15 protein-coding genes are annotated in these 21523 nt (G+C 60.9%); 10 read left to right on the plus strand and 5 right to left on the minus strand.

Features of this window, described 5'->3' with window-relative positions; genetic code table 11:
- Window positions 1-2: 2 nt before the first annotated feature.
- The gene (locus BM062_RS02055; RefSeq protein WP_175500849.1) at window positions 3-641 is read right to left on the minus strand and encodes a phosphatase PAP2 family protein; all 639 of its coding nucleotides are present in this window, start codon (window positions 639-641) and stop codon (window positions 3-5) included.
- Window positions 642-745: 104 nt separating this feature from the next.
- A complete protein-coding gene (locus tag BM062_RS02060; protein WP_092392536.1) occupies window positions 746-1372 on the minus strand; it encodes a helix-turn-helix domain-containing protein in 627 nt (208 codons plus the stop codon).
- Between the two features lie 371 nt (window positions 1373-1743).
- Here BM062_RS02060 and BM062_RS02065 point away from each other — a divergent pair, with 371 nt between their 5' ends.
- The 8 genes from BM062_RS02065 (at window position 1744) to BM062_RS02100 (ending at window position 11550) form a co-directional block, all read left to right on the plus strand.
- Window positions 1744-2865 carry a polysaccharide biosynthesis/export family protein gene (locus tag BM062_RS02065; protein WP_254784861.1) on the plus strand — a complete coding sequence of 374 codons (1122 nt, stop codon included), beginning with the start codon at window positions 1744-1746 and terminating at the stop codon, window positions 2863-2865.
- On the plus strand, window positions 2862-3299 hold the full coding sequence (locus BM062_RS02070; RefSeq protein WP_092392540.1) for a low molecular weight protein-tyrosine-phosphatase: 438 nt from the start codon (window positions 2862-2864) through the stop codon (window positions 3297-3299). The genes BM062_RS02065 and BM062_RS02070 overlap by 4 nt, the downstream gene beginning before the upstream one ends.
- Window positions 3300-3425: 126 nt before the next feature.
- Window positions 3426-5666: a polysaccharide biosynthesis tyrosine autokinase gene (locus tag BM062_RS02075; RefSeq protein ID WP_092392542.1), complete on the plus strand. Its 2241-nt coding sequence runs from the start codon at window positions 3426-3428 to the stop codon at window positions 5664-5666.
- A 13-nt stretch (window positions 5667-5679) separates the two neighbouring features.
- Window positions 5680-6882: a polysaccharide biosynthesis protein gene (locus BM062_RS02080; protein WP_092392544.1), complete on the plus strand. Its 1203-nt coding sequence runs from the start codon at window positions 5680-5682 to the stop codon at window positions 6880-6882.
- Window positions 6879-8099: a polysaccharide pyruvyl transferase family protein gene (locus BM062_RS02085; protein ID WP_092392546.1), complete on the plus strand. Its 1221-nt coding sequence runs from the start codon at window positions 6879-6881 to the stop codon at window positions 8097-8099. Before BM062_RS02080 ends, BM062_RS02085 begins: the two co-directional genes overlap by 4 nt.
- Before the next feature lie 6 nt (window positions 8100-8105).
- Entirely contained in the window at window positions 8106-9158 is a 1053-nt protein-coding gene (locus tag BM062_RS02090; RefSeq protein ID WP_092392548.1) for a hypothetical protein, read from the plus strand.
- The gene (locus tag BM062_RS02095; protein ID WP_092392550.1) at window positions 9159-10241 is read left to right on the plus strand and encodes a glycosyltransferase family 4 protein; all 1083 of its coding nucleotides are present in this window, start codon (window positions 9159-9161) and stop codon (window positions 10239-10241) included. It abuts the gene before it with no gap.
- A gap of 52 nt (window positions 10242-10293) precedes the next feature.
- The gene (locus BM062_RS02100) at window positions 10294-11550 is read left to right on the plus strand and encodes a hypothetical protein (RefSeq protein WP_139219970.1); all 1257 of its coding nucleotides are present in this window, start codon (window positions 10294-10296) and stop codon (window positions 11548-11550) included.
- A gap of 12 nt (window positions 11551-11562) precedes the next feature.
- Here the strand turns inward: BM062_RS02100 and galU are convergent, their stop codons facing one another.
- The 3 genes from galU to psrA all read right to left on the minus strand — a co-directional run bounded on the left by galU (window position 11563) and on the right by psrA (window position 15461).
- Window positions 11563-12444 (minus strand): UTP--glucose-1-phosphate uridylyltransferase GalU, encoded by an 882-nt coding sequence (gene galU / locus BM062_RS02105; protein WP_092392553.1) that lies wholly within the window; start codon window positions 12442-12444, stop codon window positions 11563-11565.
- A 66-nt stretch (window positions 12445-12510) separates the two neighbouring features.
- Window positions 12511-13929, minus strand: a complete 1419-nt coding sequence (locus BM062_RS02110; protein WP_092392555.1) for an undecaprenyl-phosphate glucose phosphotransferase — start codon at window positions 13927-13929, stop codon at window positions 12511-12513.
- Window positions 13930-14357: 428 nt separating this feature from the next.
- A complete protein-coding gene (psrA, locus tag BM062_RS02115) occupies window positions 14358-15461 on the minus strand; it encodes an iron-containing alcohol dehydrogenase PsrA (RefSeq protein ID WP_092392557.1) in 1104 nt (367 codons plus the stop codon).
- 194 nt (window positions 15462-15655) lie between these two features.
- Here psrA and BM062_RS02120 point away from each other — a divergent pair, with 194 nt between their 5' ends.
- Together BM062_RS02120 and BM062_RS02125 are read left to right on the plus strand one after the other, a co-directional pair.
- Window positions 15656-20515, plus strand: a complete 4860-nt coding sequence (locus BM062_RS02120; RefSeq protein WP_092392559.1) for an NAD-glutamate dehydrogenase — start codon at window positions 15656-15658, stop codon at window positions 20513-20515.
- Window positions 20516-20559: 44 nt separating this feature from the next.
- Window positions 20560-21336, plus strand: coding sequence for a crotonase/enoyl-CoA hydratase family protein (locus BM062_RS02125; protein WP_092392561.1), 777 nt, complete (start codon window positions 20560-20562; stop codon window positions 21334-21336).
- Window positions 21337-21523 lie beyond the last annotated feature (187 nt).

Raw genomic sequence — 21523 nt, forward strand, 5'->3', positions numbered from 1 at the left:
CGTCAGGGCGCCGGCAGTTGCGCCGGCGGCTCGCAGCATTTTTCCACGGCGTGGCGGCGGCTTTCAGCAGCCAGCGCGGAATGGCCCGACAATAACAATGCAGCCTTGTCGATCAAGAGTTGGGTCGGTATCGGCCGGGCAAAAGAAGCCGCCAGCAGCAGCACAAAACTGACTGCCATCAAGGTGCGGTTCAATACCGGCTTGGGCAGGCTTTCAGCGCACCAGATGAAAGCGAGGCTGACTGCGCCGCCCAGCAGCCAGCCGCTGAGGGCTTCCGAGACCGAGTGAAAGTCCAGCACTACGCGCGACAGGCTGATCAGCGCCGCGAAGGCCATGCCAGACACTACCGCAAGCTGCCGCACGGCAGTGGTTTTCTGCTGGAACAGGAAATAGAAGAGCAGGGGGATGATCGCCGCGGAGCGCATGGCGTGGCCGCTGAAACCGGTGAAATCCAGTTCGTCTATGCCTATGCCCCAGCCGACGAACGCAATCTTCGAGGCGGCGACCAGCAGCAAAGCGGAACCGAACAGCAGGCACCAGGCCCAGAACAGACGTTGCGCGCGTGCCGCCAGCAGCCACGCTGCAATCGCAACGGCGGCGGGAAGCATGATGGTGCTGCCGCCGACTTTGGTGATACCCATCCATGAAAGCATAAAACTCATTGCCTAATTAGCGGCCAATACCGGTCTCCTGCGATACCAGCAGGTTGATCTGCGCTGATCGCGCTATTTTTACTTGAGTTGGTTCAAGCAGCGGATGCTGCACGAGCCTGGCGCGCCTTGCGTGCCGCACAGCCGCGCAAGAAACCGCGCAGCTCTTCGAACACGATAGGCTTCTGGAAAAACAGGACCTCATCGGGCAAGCCGCCGCGCGCATCGAGCTCGTCCCTGCTGAGCGTGGTGAGGACGGCGATGTCGATATGCCTGAGGTCGGGATTGGCAAGCACCGTTTTGACAATCTCATAACCGTCGATGCCTTCCATGACGATATCGAGCAGCAGGATGTCGTACTTGCGCTGGGCGATTTCTATCAGCGCCTGGTAGCCGTTGTCGCAAAAGCGCGTCTCCAGCGCGATATCCCAGGAAGCGATCTGCTTCTCATACACCATCCGCTGCAAGGCATTGTCTTCGACGATCAATGCGCTCAGTGTCGAAGACAGCGCGGTACGGCCCTTGTCCATCGGCAGGTCGCTGCGTTCGGCCTTCAGCGCTTCGATGGCTTCGCGCGGAATGCGGCGGTGTCCGCCTTGCGTCTTCCATGCCACCAGAACCCCGCGCTCCACCAGCTGCTGCACCGAGGTGACGGAAATTCCCAGCAGCTTGGCTGCTTCTTGCGTAGTGACATCGCTTTGATTGAGTTTCACTGCTGACATTGGGCGATTGATTGGGCGGTTAATTGGGCAGTTAAGGAGTTAGGCGGCGCGGGACAAGCTGCACATTCTATCAAACGTATTTATCGGAACGCATTTTATCAATTTATCAAATAGCTGCCACCAACTGATTGGAGGAGCGTCGCGCCAGGTAGTTCAGGCGTCTTTGCCGCCTGAAATGCATTTAATTGCCCGCGGATTGAATTATCTCTGGTCATCCAAATAAAAAATACTATAAAATCGTTGAAATCGGTATTTATGTGATTTTAAACGATTTTTGTTGTTTTTTTGATTTTAAATTCACATGGTTGCCTGGGTTGGTTCGAGCTGCGTATCGTTAAATTGGATCGGTGTGAATTAAATTGAAAAAAATATTGCTGCTAACTCTCGTGTTTGCGCTGGGCGGGTGTGCCTTTGCCCCAGGCATGAAATTCGATTCCTATTCGCCGCTGGACGCAAGCGATCCTGAGTCGGTCCCGGTGATCACGCCGATCACCCTCAAGCTGGTGCAGCAGGAGAACGCCGAGCGCATGCGGCTATCCGGGCAAGGCGAGCAGTACCGGGAACTGATCGGCAAGCCGCAGCCGTATCGCATGGGGCCGGCCGACATATTGTCGATCATCGTCTGGGATCATCCTGAACTGGTGGTTCCTAACCTTACCTACACCCTGGGCGCCACCGGCAACCTGTCCAACAGCGGCATGACCGCGCAGACGCTGCCGGGTTATGTGATCAGCAACGAAGGCGAAGTGCAGTTTCCCTACGTCGGGCTGTTCAAGGCGGAAGGATATACCGAAGTAGAGGCGCAAAAGAAATTGCGCGGGCTGCTGGCCAAATATATACGTGATCCGCAGATCACCTTGCGCGTCATCGGCTACCGCAGCCAGAAGATCTATGTCGACGGCGAAGTGCGTTCGGCCGGGGTCAAGCAGATGAGCGATGTGCCGATGACGCTGTCGGAAGCAATCAACCAGGCCGGCGGCATTCCGCCAAGCGGCGACGCCAGCCGGATTACGCTGGTGCGCGGCGCCAAGAGCTATGAAATCAGCGTGCCGGACCTGATTGCGCGCAACCTCAGCCCCTCCGACATCGTTTTGCAGAACGGCGACGTGCTGCGGGTCGCGCCGCTGAGCGACAACCAGGTGTCGGTTTCCGGCGAGGTGCGCAGTCCAGGCTTGCTGCCCTTGCGCAGCAACGGCCGCCTCACCCTGAGCGATGCATTGAACGGCGCCGGCGGCGTCGACGCCAACACCAGCGATCCAAGCGCGATCTATGTGGTGCGGGCCGCTCCCGACGGCACCATGCCGAAAGTGTTCCATCTTGACAGTAAATCGCCGGTGGGCATGGCGCTGGCGGAAAATTTCCCGCTGCAGGCCAAGGACGTAGTGTATGTCGATGCCCCAGGCCTGGTCCGTTTCAGCCGTGTGTTTGCACTGCTGGTCGGCACTTCTACTACCGCGGTCAATTCGCGTAACGCTGTGGATAAGAAAAATTGATCAAGTCCATTCTCATCGTCTGCATAGGAAACATTTGCCGCAGCCCCATGGCGGCGGCGCTGTTCGCAAAAAAACTGCCGGGACTGCATTGCCGTTCGGCCGGCATCGGCGCGCTGATAGGACAGCCCGCCGCGCAGGATTCGATTGAATTGATGGAGCAGCGCGATATCGACATCCGCGACCACCGGGCGCAGCAGCTGCAGTCTTGGCTGTGCGATTCCGCCGACCTGATCCTGGTGATGGATATCGAGCAGAAACAGCATATTGAAAAGCAGTACCCGACCACGCGCGGCAAATTGTTCCGGCTGGGGCAGTTCAGCCAGTTCGATGTGTTCGATCCTTACAAACGTCCGCGCGATGAGTTCGAGAGCTGCCTGCGCCTGATCGAACAAGGCGTGGACGACTGGGTAAAGCGCATCGATTCGGTCAATTAGCGACGGCCGGCGAACCTGTTGCGAATTTGCTGCCAGACGGCGCCGTGCGATGTCGGTGTGCGTCCTTCGCAAGCAATGCATGTTGCCAGTACCTCTATCAATATTTGCCAACCAGCTGAATAATCCATGACTTCACTCAATCCGCTGCAACAAAATTTCACCGACAGGCATGAGGAAATCAGCCTTGCGGCCATTCTCGATATTCTGCTGGACAACCGCTGGCTGATCGGCCTGATCACCGCCGGCTTTTTGCTGCTTGGCGCTTTATACGCTTTCCTCGGCACGCCCATCTACAAGGCCGACATCCTGGTGCAGGTGGAAGACAATTCTCCCAGCGCCGCCGCCAGCAACATGCTGGCCGACATGTCGGCGATGTTCGACGTGAAGTCCACCGCGCCGGCCGAAATAGAAATCCTCGGCTCGCGCCTGGTGGTGTCCAGGAGCGTCGACAACCTGCATCTGTTCATCGACCAGGGGCCGAAGTATTTCCCCATCATCGGCGCCTTGATCGCCCGCCATAACCTGGAGCTGTCGGAGCCCGGCCTGCTTGGCATGGGCGGTTATGCCTGGGGCAGCGAAAAGATCGATGCCGACGTCTTCAATGTGCCGCAGGTGCTGGAAACCGAAACCTTCAAGCTGACCAACCTCGGCAAGGGCCGCTACAGCCTGGCCAGCTCGGTGTTCGACCAGGTGTTCGAAGGCACGGTCGGCAAGACCGAAAAATTTACCGTAACCGCCGGCGTGATCGAGCTGCACGTGGCGCAAATGCAGGCCAAGCCCGGCATCGTGTTCAAGCTGGTGCGCAATTCGCGCCTGAAGACCATACAGGATTTGCAAGACCAGCTGAATATCGCCGAAAAGGGCAAGCAGTCCGGCGTCATCGGCGCCGAGCTGCTGGGGCCGGATCCCTACCTGGTTAGCGCCACCATGAATGAAATCGGCCGCCAGTACGTGCAGCAGAACGTCGAACGCAAATCGGCCGAGGCCACCAAGTCGCTGGATTTCCTGGACGGCCAGCTGCCGGAACTGAAGGCTGAGCTGGACAAGGCGGAAAACCTGTACAACGCCTTGCGCGAACGGGTCGGCACCATCGACATGGGCGAAGAAGCCAAGCTGGTGCTGCAGCAGTCGGTATCGACCGACACCCAGATCCTGGAGCTGAGGCAGAAGCGCAAGGACCTTTCCACCCGCTTTGCCGATTCGCATCCGTCGATCCTGGCCATCGATCGCCAGATTGGCGCGCTGCAGAGCGAGCAAGGCAAGATCTCGGGACGCATCAAGACATTGCCGAACAGCGAGCAGGATGTATTGCGCCTGATGCGCGACGTCACCGTCAACACCAGCTTGTATACCGGCTTGCTGAATAATATCCAGCAGTTGAAACTGCTCAAGGCGGGCAAGATCGGCAACGTGCGGGTGGTCGATTCCGCTGCGCTGCCGGAAATCCCGGTCATCCCGAAAAGACCGCTGGTGTTCGCGCTTGCGCTGCTGCTTGGCCTGTTCTTCGGCGTGGTGACGGCGGTGCTGCGCAATATCCTGTACGGCGGTATCAGCAACCCTGAAGACATCGAGCGCCACGCCGGCCTGAGCGTGTATTCGACCGTGCCGCTGAGCGACGCCCAGCAGCTGCTGAATTACAAGATCAAGACGAAATCCAAGGAGATGGCGCTGCTGGCGGTGTCCGAGCCGCACGATACGGCGATCGAAAGCTTGCGCAGCCTGCGCACCGCATTGCAGTTCGCCATGCTGGAAGCGCACAACAACATCGTACTGCTGACCGGCCCGGCGCCAGGGGTCGGCAAATCCTTCATCTCCGCCAACCTGGCGGCTGTGATTGCCTCTTCCGGGAAGCGCGTATTGCTGATCGACGCCGACCTGCGCAAAGGCCACCTGAACCAGTATTTCGGCATGGGCCGCGGCAAGGGCCTGTCCGAGCTGATTTCCGGCAGCAGCAAGCCGAGCGAAGCGCTGCATAAAGGCATCGTGCCAAACCTGGATTTCATTTCCACCGGCACCTTGCCGCCGAATCCTGCCGAGCTGTTCCTGGTCGGGCGCATGTCTGAACTGCTGCAAGAATTTTCCGCTTCCTACGACCTGGTGCTGATCGATACGCCGCCGGTGCTGGCGGCATCGGATACCGGCATCCTGGCGGCGCTGGCAGGCACGGCATTCCTGGTGGCTCGGGCCGAGACCACCAAGCTGGGCGAAATCGTCGAATCCATGAAGCGCCTGGCGCAGAGCGGCGTCCATGCGAAAGGCGTGATCTTCAACGGCCTCAGGCTGGATACGCGCCGTTACGGCTACGGCAATTCGGGACGTTATCGCTACACCGCCTATTCCTATAAACCGCAAGACGTCAAATCCTGATCGCACCCGCCACATGAAAAAAGCCAAGGCGCTGCTGCAAGTGATTTTTGAGCAAGCAGTTTTCACACTGTCGTTTTTTGCCACCCAGGCGCTGCTGGCGCGCTACCTGAGCGTGGAGGCGTTCGCGTCGTTTTCCGCGATCTACTCGGCGGTGATCCTGCTCAACATCGTGCACGGCTGCACGGTCATGGAACCGTTGCTGGTGTTCGCCAAATCGAATTATTCGATCGGCCGCAAGCTGTTGCTGCAGCTGCACCTGCCGGTGGCGCTGCTGAGCATGCTGGTCGTGGTCTACCTGGTCTTGCGCATCCCCGATACGCCGCCGTATTTCATTTATGCACTGATCCTGGCGCTGGCGGGTTTCGTGGCGTACTGGACCGTACGCTCGGTTGCGATCCTGGACAACAAAAGCCTGAAATCCGTGATACCGGCGCTGGCCCAGCTGGCTGGCGTGTTCGCGGCAATTGCGGTGATTCCCAAGGACAGTCCTTACCAGCTGAGCGAGCTGCTGGCAGCTATCGGCCTGCCTTTGCTGCTGGCCAGCGGACTGGTCGCCATCGGCTCGAAGAAGAAAGACGCGCATCCGAACCCCGTGCCCGGCGAAAAAATCTCCTGGCTCAGCTTCGGCCTGAACAATTCCCTGAGCCAGATCATGGTCTGGGCCATGACCCACGGCCTGGTGATCTATTACATGTCCAGGCAACAGGCGGACCTGGCGGCCAACTTCCGGGTAGTGATGACGCTGGTGCTGCCGGCGCAGTACCTGAATATCGCGATCTCGAACTTCGGCCTGCCGAGGCTGGCGCGGCTGGCCGATGAAAAGTCGTCCAGGTTTGCCGCCATGGCGCGCATGCTGATCGCGGCGACGCTGGCTTCCAGCCTGGTGTACAGCCTGGTGCTGTGGCTCTCGGGACAATTGCTGGTCGGCTTGCTGTTCGGCGCCAAATACAGCGGCCTCGACATGCGCGACTACTTCCTGCTGCCGATGATCCTGGCGGCGATCCAGGGCACGCGCACCGTATTGAAGGCGCTCAAGCTGACCCACCACGCCAGCTGGGCGGTGGCCGGCGGCTTCCTGTGCTTCGTGCTGGTGTTTGTCACGCGCCCGGCGACCTCGGTCAGCACGGTGTTCGTGCCGACCGTATTCGGCCTCGGACTCGCTGCTTTCATCATGTTTTATCAAATCCGTAAAAGTCTGAAAGTGGTGGCCATATGAAAATCGTGATTTGCGCTGTTCCCTATAGCCCCAACCTGGGCGATGGCGTCATCTATGAAAATATCAAGCAGTTGCTGCTGGAGCGGGTTCCCGGCGCGCAGGTCAGCGCGCTCGACATTGCCGGCCGCGACGATTATGTGAAGGCCGGAATCTCGAAAAAATCGCTGGTCAACAAAGTGCCGAAGCGGTTGCGTCCGTACGCAGTCTGCACCTATTTCAGCCTGCAGTATTTCCTGCGTTGGCGCCGCAAGTGGGTAAGCCAGCTGGCGGACGCCGACCTGGTCGTGGTCGGCGGCGGCCAGCTGCTGCTGGATGTGCACCTGAATTTTCCGGTCAAGCTGTTCCTGCTGTCGAAGGCGGTCAAGGCCGCTGGAAAATCCGGCAAGGTCGCCGTATTCGGCGTCGGCGTGTCGAAGAGCATGTCTAGCGCCGGCACCGGCCTGACCAGGCGCACCTGGGAAAACCTGGCGCCGATCCAGGCCAGCACCCGCGATATCGCTTCGGCGCAGAACCTGAAGCTGATCTTGGGGCAGCCGCTGGATGTCAAGGTGACGCCGGATCCAGGCATCTATTCACAGCAGACGTTTGCCGCCTTCCTGCCGCCGCGCGCAACCGGCAACGTGCTGGGAATCTGCATCTCCAGTCCGCTGGAATTGAACCAGGCCGGAATGGAAAAACAGGATTACAGCGAGCGCATCGGAAAATATTTCCAGGAACTGGCGATCCAGGCGGTGACGCTAGGATACCGGGTCCACCTGTTTACCAACGGTTCGCCGGAAGACGAGGCGTTCAAGGATGCGCTGGCGGCCGGGCTGGACCCGGAAATCGTCAACCTGCCGCGCCCCGGGGTGCCGTCGCAGCTGGTGGCCAACATCGGTCAATGCGACTGCATCATCGCGCACCGGCTGCACGCCAACATTGTCGCCTACGCGCTGGATATCCCGAGCATCGGCCTGAACTGGGACAGCAAGGTCCAGTCGTTTTTCGAGCTTACCGGCCGCGGCCGCTTTTTCATGCCGGCGCCGGTACCGGACGTCACCCGCACTTTCAAGCTGCTGTACCAGGCGCTGCAAGTCGACGGCACCGGCGAGAAGCTGCGCCTGACGCAGCAATTGACAACTGAAATTGCCGCCTTGCTGGAGCGTTCTGGCCTGGCAGGAAAGGTGCACGCGGCAGAGGCGGATTCTGCGGCGAGGGCTGTCACGGCAGCGGCATAGGCAACCATGCGCTCCTTATTCGACAAACGCATCGCACCCGATATCCGGCTCATCTGCGGGATCTTGATGCTGGTGCTGACCGCGCTCATCTATATGTACCAGCGGGCGTTCCTTCCGAGTTATTTCTTCACCGATGAAACCACGATCATCGACCTGATGAAATATACCGACCTCAGCCTGGCCGAACAGAATTCGTTCGTCAGCACGGCGGTGATTTTTTCTTTCCTCGGGTCGGCCTGGTCGCAAGTGCTGCTGCTGGTAGCCACCTGCTCGGTGATCTTCTATATCAGCAGGAAATCGCTGCGGCTGGTCGACCTGGCGTTTGCCTGCGTCCTGATGCTGTCGTTCACGCTGTTCAACCTGAAGCTGTCGAAAGAGATCATCGTCATCCTGCTGAACCTGCTGGTGTGCTATGTCTGCACCTGGCGCATATCCAACCACGGCAAGACGGCGCTGGTGATTGCAATCTACCTGCTGTATGCCTGGCAGTTCCGCATCTACTACGTGCTGATCGCCGCCATCATGGTGGTCATGCATATCGTGTTCAGCACCCGCGGCAAGCTGCGCGCCGTGATCGTGCTGGGCATCATGGCGGCTTGCCTGGTGCTGCCGGGAGATTTCTGGAACCAGCTGCAGCAGGCGCGCGACATCATCAACATGGAAAGAGAAGGGCTCTCCGATTCGAAGACCATTTTCTCGAACGTCCTGACGCCGAACGGCATCATGACGGCTTTCCCGAACGCCGGTTTTGCCGCGCTGCGTTTTTATTTCGCTCCCATCTTTTCCCTGCGCGTGCAAGAGATATTCCTGTCTTTCACGCTATGGCTGCTGACCTTCCTCATGTTCCGGCGGCATAACCACAAACATCCGCTGTTCCTGCTGCTGGTCGCCAATTTCGCCATCCAGACTTTCTTCGAGCCTGACCTTGGGTCGTTTTTCCGTCACCTGACCGCTTATGCCTTCTGCGTATTCGGCATCGATTACCTTCAGCCGGGACGCATCCTCTTGCACCACCCGGCAGCAGCGCCAGCACCGGCGCATTTCTATCGGGAGACTTAAATGCAAAAGCAGGAACCCGTGCTGCATGTGTTGAATGTGGCAGAGACGATCAAGGGCGGCGTCGCAACCTACCTGGAAACGCTGGAGCGCCTCAGCGCCGATTTCAACTGCCGTTTCGACTACCTGGTGCCAGCCGCCCAGGCCGACCAGCTGAAAGCGGAGCGCGTGCACCATCATTCGCATTCGCGCGGCGGGCTGGGGCCGTTCAAGCTGGCGCTTGCGATCGTGCGCCAGGTGCGGAAGTCGCGCCCGGACATGGTCTATGCCCACAGCACCTTCGCCGGCGTTGCGCTGTGCCTGGCCAAGCCATGGCTGGGACGCAAGGTAAAGACCATCTATTGCGCCCATGGCTGGGCCAGTTTCCGCGACCGCAGCAAATCGGTGACCCTGGTTACCCGCGCCATCGAAAAAATCATGTCTTACATTCCGAACGCGGTGATCGATATCTCGCGCTACGAACACGTCAATAATCGCAAGTTCGGGTTCTCCCGCAACTGCATCCTGATCCAGAATACCGTGCTCGACCGCATCCTGCCGCCGGCCAAGGAGGACCCGGACGACGGCCACCTGCATATATTGTTTGTCGGCAGGCTGGATCACCAGAAAGGCTACGATATCCTGGTGGACGCCATCCGCATCCTGCAAAAGAAGCGGCCGAAATATGTGTATCACATCGTCGGCGCGCCGGTGCTGGCGAACCTGCAGATCGAAATGCTGGAAGCCGCCAACGTGCATTATTACGGCTGGATCGGGCAGGCCGAGATCAACGCCTATTACGACCTGGCCGATGTGCTGGTGATGCCGTCGCGCGCCGAAGGATTCGGCCTGACGGCGCTGGAAGCTTTCCGCAGCTATGTTCCGGTGGTGGCCAGCAACCGCGGCGCCTTGCCCGATATCGTCGAGCATGCGGTCAACGGCCTGATCTTCAACTGCACCGCGGGCGACCTGGCCGAGAAGCTGGAAAACCTGAACCGCGCCAGCCTGGGCGATTACGCAGAGGCGGCGCGCGCCTCTTACCTGACGCGTTTTTCTCCAGGCCAGTTCATCGCCAGCTACCAGAAACTATTTTCTCGCCTGCGGTAAACCAATTAACGCCTTTACCGTCCAACAGGATCCTATTCGACCGGAGCGAAAGATGAAACTACCTGCAGCATGGCTTATTCCTGTGTGCGGCGTATTGGCGGCTTCTCATGCGTCTGCGTGGGAAAAATACGGCATCCACTCCGCCTATCCGGCGGCTATCAGCGTCCAGATCAATCCATCGCAAATAACCAACCAGCAGCTGGCGGCCATCAAGGACGCCGGCTTCGAGTACGTCAGGTTCGGTACCCGTCCGCCGGTCAGCGACAAGCCGCAGGATTTTTCGGAACTGCTGGAGCGCTTGCGCAAGGCCCAGCTGAAACCGATCATCACCCTGTTCGGCGGCGCCACGGTCTGGATGCAGCCGAAGCGGATGATGTCGACGACCATGACGCCGCTGGATGCGGCCGATAATTTCTCCAGATTCGCGCTGACCACCTTGAACCAGTACGCGGATCCCAACATCCTGTGGGAATTATGGAACGAACCGGACAATCCGACTTTCCTGAAGCCGGGCATGCTGCAAACCGGCCTGGTGCCGGCAATCCAGAAAATCTGCGCGGCGCTGGAACAGCAAAAGGGCGGCGCCAGGAAAAACATCTTTGGCTTCGGCTTCGCCAAGCTGCCCAACCTGCAGCCCAAAATTCCCGATGACAAGCTGCTGGCCATCTCACTGCAAAATTGCCTGAGCGGCGTTTCGGTGCACCCGTACCGGAAAATTCCGGAGACGCTGGCCGACGATGCGTCCAAGAGCCGCGAGCTGCTGCACAAGTACGGCAAGGGCGAACTGCCGATGATTGCATCCGAATGGGGTTATTCCAACTTTACCGCGGCCCGGGACCAGGGCGGCCAGGCGCAACTGGTGCTCAGGGAATACCTGTCCACGGTATTCGCCGGCATTCCGCTGGTGAATATCTACCAGTGGCAAGATACCGGGCCGGACCGGGCTGCGCGCGAACAAAACTACGGACTGACCGACAGCAGCGGCCAGGTCAAGCTGGCTTTGCCCGCGCTCAAGCATTTGCTGGGCAAGCTGAAAGATACCCAGCTGGCCGGCAGCGAGAAAGTGGGTGAGGCTTATCAGCTGGTGTTGAATAGCCAGCCAGGGGCTTCGGCAAAACGCAGTGTCCACGTCGTATGGAGTTCTGCGGCGCGTCCTGGCGGCGGTTTTTCGATTCAGCGGAACAAGGGGCAACGCTGCGTGATCAGCGAATTCTATCCGCAGCAGGGCGATAGGCCTTGTCCGCAAGGCGCCGCCAGCGTTGACCTCAACGCCGGCCCGTCGCCAATGGCGGTTACGCTATACGAATAAGGCCGGCCGGTACTAGATCTTGTCGGCGACGAAGTTGTTGAGGAATTCGCGGAATTCCTTTTTGACTTCAGGGTGCTTCAGCGCGAATTTTACCGAGGCTTGCAGGTAGCCGAGCTTGCTGCCGCAGTCATAGCGCGTGCCTTCGAACTGGTAGGCCATCACCGCCTCTTGACCCAGCAGCGACGCAATGGCGTCGGTCAGCTGCAGTTCGCCGCCCGAGCCTGGCTGGAGCGTGTGCAGGTGATCGAAAATCGATGCGTTCAGGATGTAGCGTCCGACCACGCCCAGGTTGGACGGCGCATCTTCCGGCGCCGGTTTTTCAACGATGCCGTGCAGCTTGTGCAGGCGGTCGCCGGCTGGCGTGCCGGCCACCACACCGTAGGAACGGCTCTGCACCGGGGCGATCGATTCAACGCCGATGATGCTGCTGCCATAGTCCGCATACAGGTCGGTCATCTGCCGCATGACCGGCGTAGTCCCATCCAGCAGGTCGTCTGCCAGGATCACTGCAAACGGTTCGCCGTGCACCAGCCGCTCGGCGCACATCACGGCATGGCCCAGGCCCAGCGCTTCCGCCTGCCGCACATAAAAACATTCGACATTCTTGGGCTTGATCTGGCGCAGCACTTCCAGCAGCGCCTGCTTGTTCTTGGCCAGCAGTTCGGCTTCCAGCTCGTAGGCTTTGTCGAAATGGTCTTCGATGGCGCGCTTGTTGCGGCCGGTGACAAAAATCATTTCGGTGATGCCGGCGGCGGCGGCTTCTTCCACCGCATACTGGATCAAGGGCTTGTCTACCACTGGCAGCATTTCCTTGGGGCTGGCCTTGGTGGCGGGCAGGAAGCGGGTGCCGAGGCCGGCGACAGGAAATACGGCTTTGGTGATTTTTTTATGCATGCTGATGACTCTTGAAGATAGATTTGTAAAAAAAAGCGCCGCGGGCGGCGCCAGGCAAGCTATTGATCAATAGGCAGTCTTGCCGCTCCAGCCCTTGAACGCGGTCCACAGCAGGATCCGGAAATCCATCAGGAACGACCAGTTCTGTATGTAATGCAGGTCGAACTGGACGCGTTTTTCCATTTTTTCCAAGGTGTCGGTTTCGCCGCGGTGGCCGTGGATCTGGGCCCAGCCGGTGATGCCGGGCTTGACGCGATGGCGCACCATGTACAGGTCGAGCAGTTCTTCATACATCTGGTTGTGCTGCAAGGCATGCGGGCGCGGACCGATGACCGACATGTCGCCCAGCAGCACGTTGATGAACTGCGGCAGCTCGTCCAGGCTGGTGCGGCGCAGGAACTGGCCGATCCGGGTGATGCGCGGATCGCCTTGCGTGGCCTGGGTGACCTTGTTGTGCTCCTGGTGCAGCTTCATCGAACGGAATTTGTAGATCATGAATTTCTTGCCGTTCAGGCCCAGCCGCACCTGCTTGAAAAATACCGGTCCCGGCGACGAGATCTTGATGGCGACGCCGATCGCCACGAACAGCGGGGTCAGGGCAGTTAGCGCTACCAATGCAAAAAGCTTGTCCAGCAGGTGCTTGCAGATGCCGCGCGCACCGCTGGGAGCCGGGCGGTTCAGCTCCACGGTCGGCGTGCCGAGGAAATTGGTCATGCGGCGGCTGATCATCTGGATCGCCATCGTATCCGGCACCCAGCGGATGTCGACCAGCGTATTGCGCAGGTGGATCTGCAGGGGCCGCAGCTGCGCCGCTGCGCTCATCGGCAAGGTGATCCAGATTTCATCGATCTGGTTGGCGCTGACGTAAGCATGGATGTCTTCCAGCTTGTTGATGCGCGCAATATTGGCGTCCTGCAGGTTTTCGGTCTGTTCGGCGCTGCCGACCACGGCGTTGACCTCGTAACCGATCCACGGCTGCTGCAGGGCGCGCCGGTGCATTTCCTGTCCGGTTTCGCCATAGCCGACGATGATCACGCGCTTGAAGTTGAAGCCTTGCTTGCGCATGCGCGTCAGCGCGACGAAGGAAGCGAAGCGGTACAGCAGCAGCAGGACCATGCTGGTCAGGTACCAGTACAGCAGCCAGTGATGCGAGATGCGGCCGATGCCGGGCACCATGCGGCTCATGAAAATGCCGAGGATCAGCACCAGCGCCCAGGACGCCGCCAGCCGCACGAACGTGGCCGACGCCGGTCGTTCCGGCCAGGCGGTGTAGAGATCGAGCTTGGCGAACAGCATGAATGCCAGCACGCAGCAGAAATACAGCAGCACCATGTGGACTGGCGCCGCTTCGGAGAGGTTTGTGTGGAAAACGAAATAGGCGACGGCATTGGCGGCGATCGCCAGGATCGCCGTATCGGCAATCCGCCTTGGGAGCTCCTGTCCCAAAACATACTGGAGGAAGGTCAAGTGTGTTGAGTGTGACATGAGATTTATCTTATTGGACTATCAAAAAAGCGAATGAAGGTCCGTACTCGCTTTCAAGCCTTGAACCCAGCATCATCCAAAGCGGTTTTTACGACTACTGCAATGCAGCAAGTTACCTTCAGGAATTATGGTAATCATTAAAAACGATTTAATCAACGTAAACATTTTAATTAAATAGATTTTTCATGAATTTAATGATGATTTCTTATTTTTTTGGTATTTTTAGGAGGGGGCGGCTTGTCAAAGGAATATGGAGAGATGCGTTGGAGCAGCGCCCGGCCGGAAAAACGGGGAAGGGTGGAAAACAGCGCCAGGCTGAGGGCCTGGCTTTGCCGGGGCGGCGAAAGGGGGAGATTTTCCCGGCCGGTCGCTGTTGCTAAACCGGCATGCCAGGGATTACGTTTTGAGGAGAATCAGGGACGCCGGTTTCAGGCAAAAACAAGCGTGTCGTCTTTGCCGATGAAGTTTTTCCCGCGCGCACCGTCCATGGCGCGGCGCACCATCTGCTGTGCTTCTTCCGTCGTCACACCGTAGTCGGAAAAACGGCTGCCGACCTCCAGCTGCAGCAGGAATTGGCGCAGCTGCTGTTCCGCCGCTTCGGGCCCGGCGCCAAATACCCGTTGCAGCACAGCGTCGCGCGAAGGGTCGGCGCCCCAGGCCATGCGCAGCACCATCGGCAGCGTGAATGAGCAGGCGATGCCGTGCGGCAGGCCATGGCGCAGCGTCATCTCGTAGGAAATCGAATGGGCCAGCGCGGTCTTGGTGTTGGAGAACGCCAGGCCGGCTTTCAGCGCCGCCAGCGCCATGGCCGAGCGCAGGCTGAGGTTGCCGAGATCCGCGGCCAGCGCCGGCAGGCAGGCCAGGATGTCATGGATGGCTGACACGGCGTAGGTGTCCGAGATCGGATTGGCGTTAACGTTCCAGATCGACTCCAGGGCGTGCGACAAGGCATCCAGCCCGGTGGAAACCGTGGTTTTCCCGGGCAGGGACAGCATCAGGGCGGGATCGACGATGGCCGCCTTGGGCCAGGTGCAATCCAGGTGCAGTGAATATTTCTTCTGCTGGCCGGCGTCCCAGACGGTGGCCCATGGCGTGACTTCGCTGCCGGTGCCGGCGGTGGTCGGTATGGCGACCAGTTTCTTGGCCATGGGCGGTGCAAACGGCCCGGCGTCAGCCAGCAGTGCCAGCAACTCCTGGAAACTGCCGCTGGCGGTGCCGACCAGCAATGCCTTGGCGGTATCGATCACGCTGCCGCCGCCCAGCGCCACGATGGTCTCGCATGCCTGCCCGTGCCGCCAGAACTGTTCGTACATCGCGCCCAGTTCGGCAACGTCGGGATTGGGCTGCACGTTGTCGATGACATAAGAAAGCCGGTCTCCCAGCAACTGCTCCACTTCGGCTACCAGGCCAAGCGCTCGCGCTTCCGGGAATGTCACCAGGGCTGCCTGGCCCGGTCCCATGACCTGCGGCAGGTGCTGCAGGCTGCCCGCGCCGAAGTGGATTGCGACCGGATTGTGAAATCTTTGCATCATTGCTGCTTCCTTATGCCGTGGGGTTTCTCAAGCCATGGAAACTAGCACACGCGTTTTACCGCAGAATGACAGGGTCGCCGAGACATGGTGCGCTGCCAGGGTTGTTTTTTTAAAAAGCCTGTGGTTTTGCGCCTGCGATAGGTAGAATCTAAGCAGGATATGACTCGAAGTTAACCACTGTTCGAAAGAAAACCATGCCCAGCACCGCCATAGAAAGAAAACAGCAGAAATTGGCAGAAATGGTCGAGTTCGCACGCGATCGCCTGCCGCAGGACGTGTTCGCCACCATGCAGCCGTTCCTGCTCGAGTATTACGCGCAAGTGGGGGAAGAACTGGTCTTGAGCCGCGACATCGCCGACCTGTACGGCGCCGCCGTCGCCCACTGGCAGTTTGCGCGGCATTTCGTCAGCGGCGCGCCGCGGGTGCGCATCTACAATCCGCGGGTGGACGAGCATGGCTGGCAGTCCGGCCATAGCGTGATCGAGATCGTCAACGACGACATGCCGTTCCTGGTCGATTCGGTCAGCACCGAGATCAACCGCCTGGGCCTGACCCTGCATGCGGTGATCCATCCGGTGTTCAGGGTCTGGCGCGACGCCGCCGGCCAGGTCGAGAAAATCCAGCGCGCCAGCGAGAATGGCGGCAAGGACAGCAAGGACAACGATAGGGCAAAACTGGAATCGACCATCCATATAGAAGTCGACCGCTGCACCGAGGCTGCCAGGATGGAAGAAATCCTGGCCGGCGTGCTCAAGGTGCTGGGCGACGTGCGCGCCGCGGTGGAAGACTGGCGCCAGATGATGACGGCAGCCAGCGCCGCGATCGACGACCTCAAGCAGCAGGACAACGGCGATGCCGCGCAGCAGGGTGAAATTGCCGAGGCGCGCGCTTTCCTGGAGTGGATGATAGACGACCATTTCACGTTTCTCGGTTATCACGACTACGAACTGGTGGTCAGCGACGGCGAAAACTACCTGCAAGGCATGGCCGGTTCCGGCCTCGGCATCCTGCGCGATTCCCTGCGCGCCGCCGACAGCGCCGACATGACCAGGCTGCCGGTCAGCGCGCAAGGCATCATCGATGCGCAATCGCCGATTTTCATCACCAAGGCCAATTCGCGCGCTACCGTGCACCGCGCCGGTTATCTCGACTATGTCGGCGTCAAGCGCTACGGCGCCGGCGGCAAGGTAGTCGGCGAGCGCCGCATTGTCGGCCTGTATACCTCGACTGCCTACATGGTGCCGACCAGCGAGATCCCGCTGGTGCGGCGCAAGGTGGCGAAAGTGCTGGAGCGCGCCGGTTTTGTCCCGCGCGGGCACCTGGCCAAGACCATGACCACCATCCTCGAGCAGTACCCGCGCGACGAACTGTTCCAGGTCGATGAAGACGAACTGTTCGATACCGCCAGCGGCATCCTGCGCCTGGAAGAGCGCCAGCGCACCCGCCTGTTCGTAAGGCGCGACGCTTTCGGCCGTTATGTTTCCTGCCTGGTGTTCGTGCCGCGCGACCGTTTCAACACCGAGCTGCGCGAACGGATCCAGGACTTGCTGCTGGAAGCCTTCAACGGCACCGGCGTCGAATTCACGCCCCTGCTGTCGGAATCGGTGCTGGCGCGCATCCAGTTCACGGTGCGCACCGAGCCGGGCAGCGTCGCCGACATCAATGTCGAACAGCTGGAAGCGCGCATCGTGCAAGCCACGCGGCGCTGGCAGGACGACCTCACCGAAGCCCTGCTGGAACAGCGCGGTGAAGAGCAGGGCACACGGCTGCTGCGCCGTTATGCGATGTCGTTCCCGGCCGGTTTCCGCGAAGACTACTCGGCGCGCGCCGCCGTGCACGACATCGCCTTGCTGGAAGCCGCGCAGCAGGATACCGGGCTGGCCATGAGCCTGTATCGTCCGATCGAAGCGGCGCCGGCGTCGCTGCGCCTGAAAATCTACCGCGCCGGCAAGCCGATGGCGCTGTCGCAGAGCCTGCCGATGCTGGAGCACATGGGCGTCAAGGTCAACGAGGAGCGTCCCTACCGCATCGAACTGCAGGATGGCGAACCGGCCTGGATACACGATTTCGGCATGCAGACCGCGGACGACAGCGAAGTCGAGATCGAACACATCAAGGGCGTGTTCGAAGATGCATTCGGCCGTGTCTGGAGCGGCGAAGCGGACAACGACGATCTCAACCGGCTGGTGCTGCTGGCCCAGCTCAACTGGCGCGAAGTCACCATCCTGCGCGCTTATGCGCGTTACCTGCGGCAAGTCGGCTCCACTTTCAGCAACGCCTATATCGAACAGGCCCTGACTGCCAACCCGGCGATTGCGCGCAAGCTGGTGGAACTGTTCCTGGTGCGCTTTGATCCGGCCCAGGCGGCCGGCGCTGAAGCCAAGGCCAAGTCCTTGCTGCAGCAGACCGAAGAGGCGATGGACCAGGTGCCGAATCTCGACGAGGACCGCATCCTGCGCCAGTTCCTGGGGGTGATCAGCGCCACCTTGCGCACCAATTATTTCCAGCGCGGCGCCGACGGCCAGCCCAAGCCTTACCTGTCGTTCAAGTTCGATCCAGCCAAGGTGCCGGGGCTGCCGGCGCCCAAGCCGATGTTCGAGATCTGGGTCTATTCGCCGCGCTTCGAAGGCGTCCATCTGCGCGGCGGAAAAGTAGCGCGCGGCGGCTTGCGCTGGTCTGACCGGCGCGAAGATTTCCGTACTGAAGTGCTGGGCCTGGTGAAGGCGCAGATGGTCAAGAATGCCGTGATCGTGCCGGTCGGATCCAAGGGCGGTTTTGTGCTCAAGAGCGCGCCGCCGGCCAGCGACCGCGATGCCTACCTGCGCGAGGGAGTGGCCTGCTACCAGAACTTCCTGCGCGGGCTGCTTGACCTGACCGATAACCTGGTCGACGGCAAAGTGGTGCCGCCGCAAGACGTGGTGCGCTACGATCCCGACGATCCTTACCTGGTGGTGGCGGCCGACAAGGGCACCGCCAGCTTCTCCGATTACGCCAATGCGGTGTCCGCCGAATACGGCTTCTGGCTGGGCGACGCTTTCGCCTCCGGCGGCTCGGTCGGCTACGACCACAAGAAAATGGGCATCACCGCGCGCGGCGCCTGGGAAGCGGTCAAGCGCCACTTCCGCGAAATCGGCGTCAATACCCAGGAACAGGATTTCACGGTGGTCGGCATCGGCGACATGTCCGGCGACGTGTTCGGCAACGGCATGCTGCTGTCGCGCCATATCAAGCTGCTGGCCGGCTTCGACCATCGCCACATTTTCCTCGACCCGGATCCCGACCCTGCGGCCAGCTTTGCCGAGCGCGAGCGCCTGTTCGCCTTGCCGCGCTCCAGCTGGGCCGATTACGACACCAGCCTGATCTCCAGCGGCGGCGGCGTCTATGCCCGCAGCCTGAAGACCATTCCGTTGACGCCGCAAATACAGGCGGCGCTGGGCGTGACCGCCAGCGAACTGGCGCCGACCGAACTGATACGCGCCATCCTGCTGGCGCCGGTGGACCTGCTCTACAACGGCGGCATCGGCACCTACATCAAGGCGGCCCGCGAAAGCCACGCCCAGGTCGGCGACCGCAGCAACGATGCGATCCGCGTCAACGGCGCCGAGCTCAACTGCAAGGTGGTGGCAGAGGGCGGCAACCTTGGCTGCACCCAGTTCGGACGCATCGAGTTTGCCCAGAAGGGCGGCCGCATCTGCACTGACGCCATCGATAATTCCGCCGGCGTCGACTGCTCCGACCACGAGGTGAATATCAAGATCATGCTCGGCCTGATCGTCAGCGAAGGCGAGATGACCGAGAAACAGCGTAACAAGCTGCTGGCGGAAATGACTGAAGAAGTCGGCCTGCAAGTGTTGACCGACAACTACTACCAGACCCAGTCCCTGTCGGTGGCGGGCCGCCGCGCCGCCAGCCTGCTGGAGCCGGAGTCGCGCCTGATCCGCTTCCTGGAACGCGCCGGCCGGCTCGACCGCGCAGTCGAATTCCTGCCGTCGGAAGAAGAGTGCGCGGAGCGCAAGACCGCCAAGCAGGGACTGACCACGCCGGAACGCGCGGTGCTGATGGCATACGACAAGATGTGGCTGTATGAAGAACTGCTGGCCTCGGATTTGCCGGCAGACCCGTTCATCGCCGGTTCGCTGGCTGCCTATTTCCCGCAGCCGCTGCGCGAACGCTATCCGGAGGCCATGCAGCGCCATCCGCTGGCGCGCGAGATCATCTCGACCTACCTGGTGAACACGCTGGCCAACCGGGTCGGCGCCACCTTTGTCCACCAGCTGGCCGATGAAAGCGGCGCCAGCCCGGTCGACGTGCTGCGCGCCAGCGTCATCGCGCGCGAGGTGTTCGGTTTCGAGGAAATCTGGCGCGACATCGACGCTCTCGACAACCTGGTGCCGGATGCCTTGCAGGCGCAGATGTTTGTCGACGTCGGCGGACTGATCGAACATGCCAGCTTCTGGTTCTTGCATCGCCACGCGCAGGAAGCGTCGATCGAAGCCACGGTGGCCCGTTTCCGCCAGGCCGCGGACCAGCTGGGGCCGCAACTGGTTTCGCTTCTGGCGGCCAGCGACGCCGAAGCGCTCAAGGCAAAACGCGATGCCTTGATACAGGCCGGCGTCTCTGAGCAGCTGGCGCGGCGGGTCGCCAGCGCCGAGCTGATCGGCGCGGTGCTGGACATCGCCGAAGTGGCGGCCTCTACGGGGCGCAGCCTGGAACTGGTGGCGGCGGTCTATTTCGCGCTGGACGTCAACTTGAACTTCGGCTGGATGCGCGAACGTGCCGGCGCGCTGCCGGTCGATTCGCACTGGCAGACCCTGGCGCGCACCGCCTTGCAGAGCGACTTGACAGGTTTGCAGCGCGCCTTGACGGCCAAGGTGATCCAGCTGTCGCCGTCGCTGGAACAGTCGCAGGACATGATCGAAGTGTGGCAAGCCGCCAGCCGTACGCCGCTGGAACGTTATCGCCGCCTGCTCACCGATTTCCAGATGGGCGGCAATGTCGACCTGGCGATGCTGTCGGTGGCGGCGCGCGAGATGCGGGCAATTGAAACCATGTAAGTTGGGCGCGTTGCGCCCAACCTGCCAGGCAGAAAGGCAAGGCCATGCATACCGTTTCGTTCGACGCCGACGGCGCCATCTGCACCATCACCATGGCGCGGCCGGAAAAACGCAATGCCGTCGACCGCCCGATGGCCGAGGCGTTGCGCCTGGCGCTGGAACGGTTTGAAGCCGAGCCGGCGCTGAAGGTCGCGGTGCTGGCCGGCGCCGGCGGCCATTTCTGCGCCGGCGCCGACCTCAGCGCTATCGGCGATCCTGCCTTGCGCAACGAACTGCGCGCCGATGGCGGCGGCAGCGGCCCGATGGGGCCGAGCCGCATGGCCTTGTCGAAACCCCTGATCGCCGCCATCAACGGCTGCGCCGTAGCCGGCGGGCTGGAACTGGCGCTGCTGGCCGACCTGCGGGTGGCCGACGAAGACGCCGTACTCGGCGTGTTTTGCCGGCGCTGGGGCGTACCCCTGATCGACGGCGGCACGGTGCGCCTGCCGCGCCTGGTCGGCATGGGCCGCGCGCTGGACCTGATCCTCACCGGCCGTCCGGTGACGGCGGCCGAAGCCCTGGCCATGGGCCTGGTCAATCGCGTCACGCCGCCCGGCGCGGCGCTGGCGGCGGCGCAAGAGCTGGCGCGCGAGATCGCCGGCTTTCCGCAGCAATGCATGCTGGCCGACCGCCGTTCCGCCTATGAACAATGGGACCTGCCGCTGGCCGAGGCGCTGCGCCGCGAGGGCGTGCAAGGCGTGCCGGTGGTATTCGCCGAAGGCGAAGCGGGAGCCGCCAGGTTCGCGCTCGGCGCCGGCCGCCATCGCCGCGCCAAGGACTGAAAAGTCTTATACGTCAAATCGACAAGATCCGATTGTTGTCAAATCCACCCTGTTTCACATCCACCTTCTTGCATCGCGCGGGATAGCTGCGCCTGGAGAAACAAAAGGAAGGAAACTTGACTGGGGTCAATGCCGTCCTGTCTATGAGCTGGCTAAGATGGCATCAAGCTAAAGCAATGCAAGCGGT

The organism is Collimonas sp. OK412 (genome assembly GCF_900112135.1).
GTDB lineage: Bacteria > Pseudomonadota > Gammaproteobacteria > Burkholderiales > Burkholderiaceae_D > Collimonas > Collimonas rhizosphaerae.

What these genes read in the sequence shown, in the direction of transcription:
- BM062_RS02055 (WP_175500849.1), bottom strand. Translation starts at nt 641, where the DNA reads ATGGGTATCACCAAAGTCGGCGGCAGCACCATCATGCTTCCCGCCGCC.
- BM062_RS02060 (WP_092392536.1), bottom strand. Translation starts at nt 1,372, where the DNA reads ATGTCAGCAGTGAAACTCAATCAAAGCGATGTCACTACGCAAGAAGCA.
- BM062_RS02075 (WP_092392542.1), top strand. Translation starts at nt 3,426, where the DNA reads ATGACTTCACTCAATCCGCTGCAACAAAATTTCACCGACAGGCATGAG.
- BM062_RS02080 (WP_092392544.1), top strand. Translation starts at nt 5,680, where the DNA reads ATGAAAAAAGCCAAGGCGCTGCTGCAAGTGATTTTTGAGCAAGCAGTT.
- BM062_RS02085 (WP_092392546.1), top strand. Translation starts at nt 6,879, where the DNA reads ATGAAAATCGTGATTTGCGCTGTTCCCTATAGCCCCAACCTGGGCGAT.
- BM062_RS02090 (WP_092392548.1), top strand. Translation starts at nt 8,106, where the DNA reads ATGCGCTCCTTATTCGACAAACGCATCGCACCCGATATCCGGCTCATC.
- BM062_RS02095 (WP_092392550.1), top strand. Translation starts at nt 9,159, where the DNA reads ATGCAAAAGCAGGAACCCGTGCTGCATGTGTTGAATGTGGCAGAGACG.
- BM062_RS02100 (WP_139219970.1), top strand. Translation starts at nt 10,294, where the DNA reads ATGAAACTACCTGCAGCATGGCTTATTCCTGTGTGCGGCGTATTGGCG.
- galU (WP_092392553.1), bottom strand. Translation starts at nt 12,444, where the DNA reads ATGCATAAAAAAATCACCAAAGCCGTATTTCCTGTCGCCGGCCTCGGC.
- BM062_RS02110 (WP_092392555.1), bottom strand. Translation starts at nt 13,929, where the DNA reads ATGTCACACTCAACACACTTGACCTTCCTCCAGTATGTTTTGGGACAG.
- psrA (WP_092392557.1), bottom strand. Translation starts at nt 15,461, where the DNA reads ATGATGCAAAGATTTCACAATCCGGTCGCAATCCACTTCGGCGCGGGC.
- BM062_RS02120 (WP_092392559.1), top strand. Translation starts at nt 15,656, where the DNA reads ATGCCCAGCACCGCCATAGAAAGAAAACAGCAGAAATTGGCAGAAATG.
- BM062_RS02125 (WP_092392561.1), top strand. Translation starts at nt 20,560, where the DNA reads ATGCATACCGTTTCGTTCGACGCCGACGGCGCCATCTGCACCATCACC.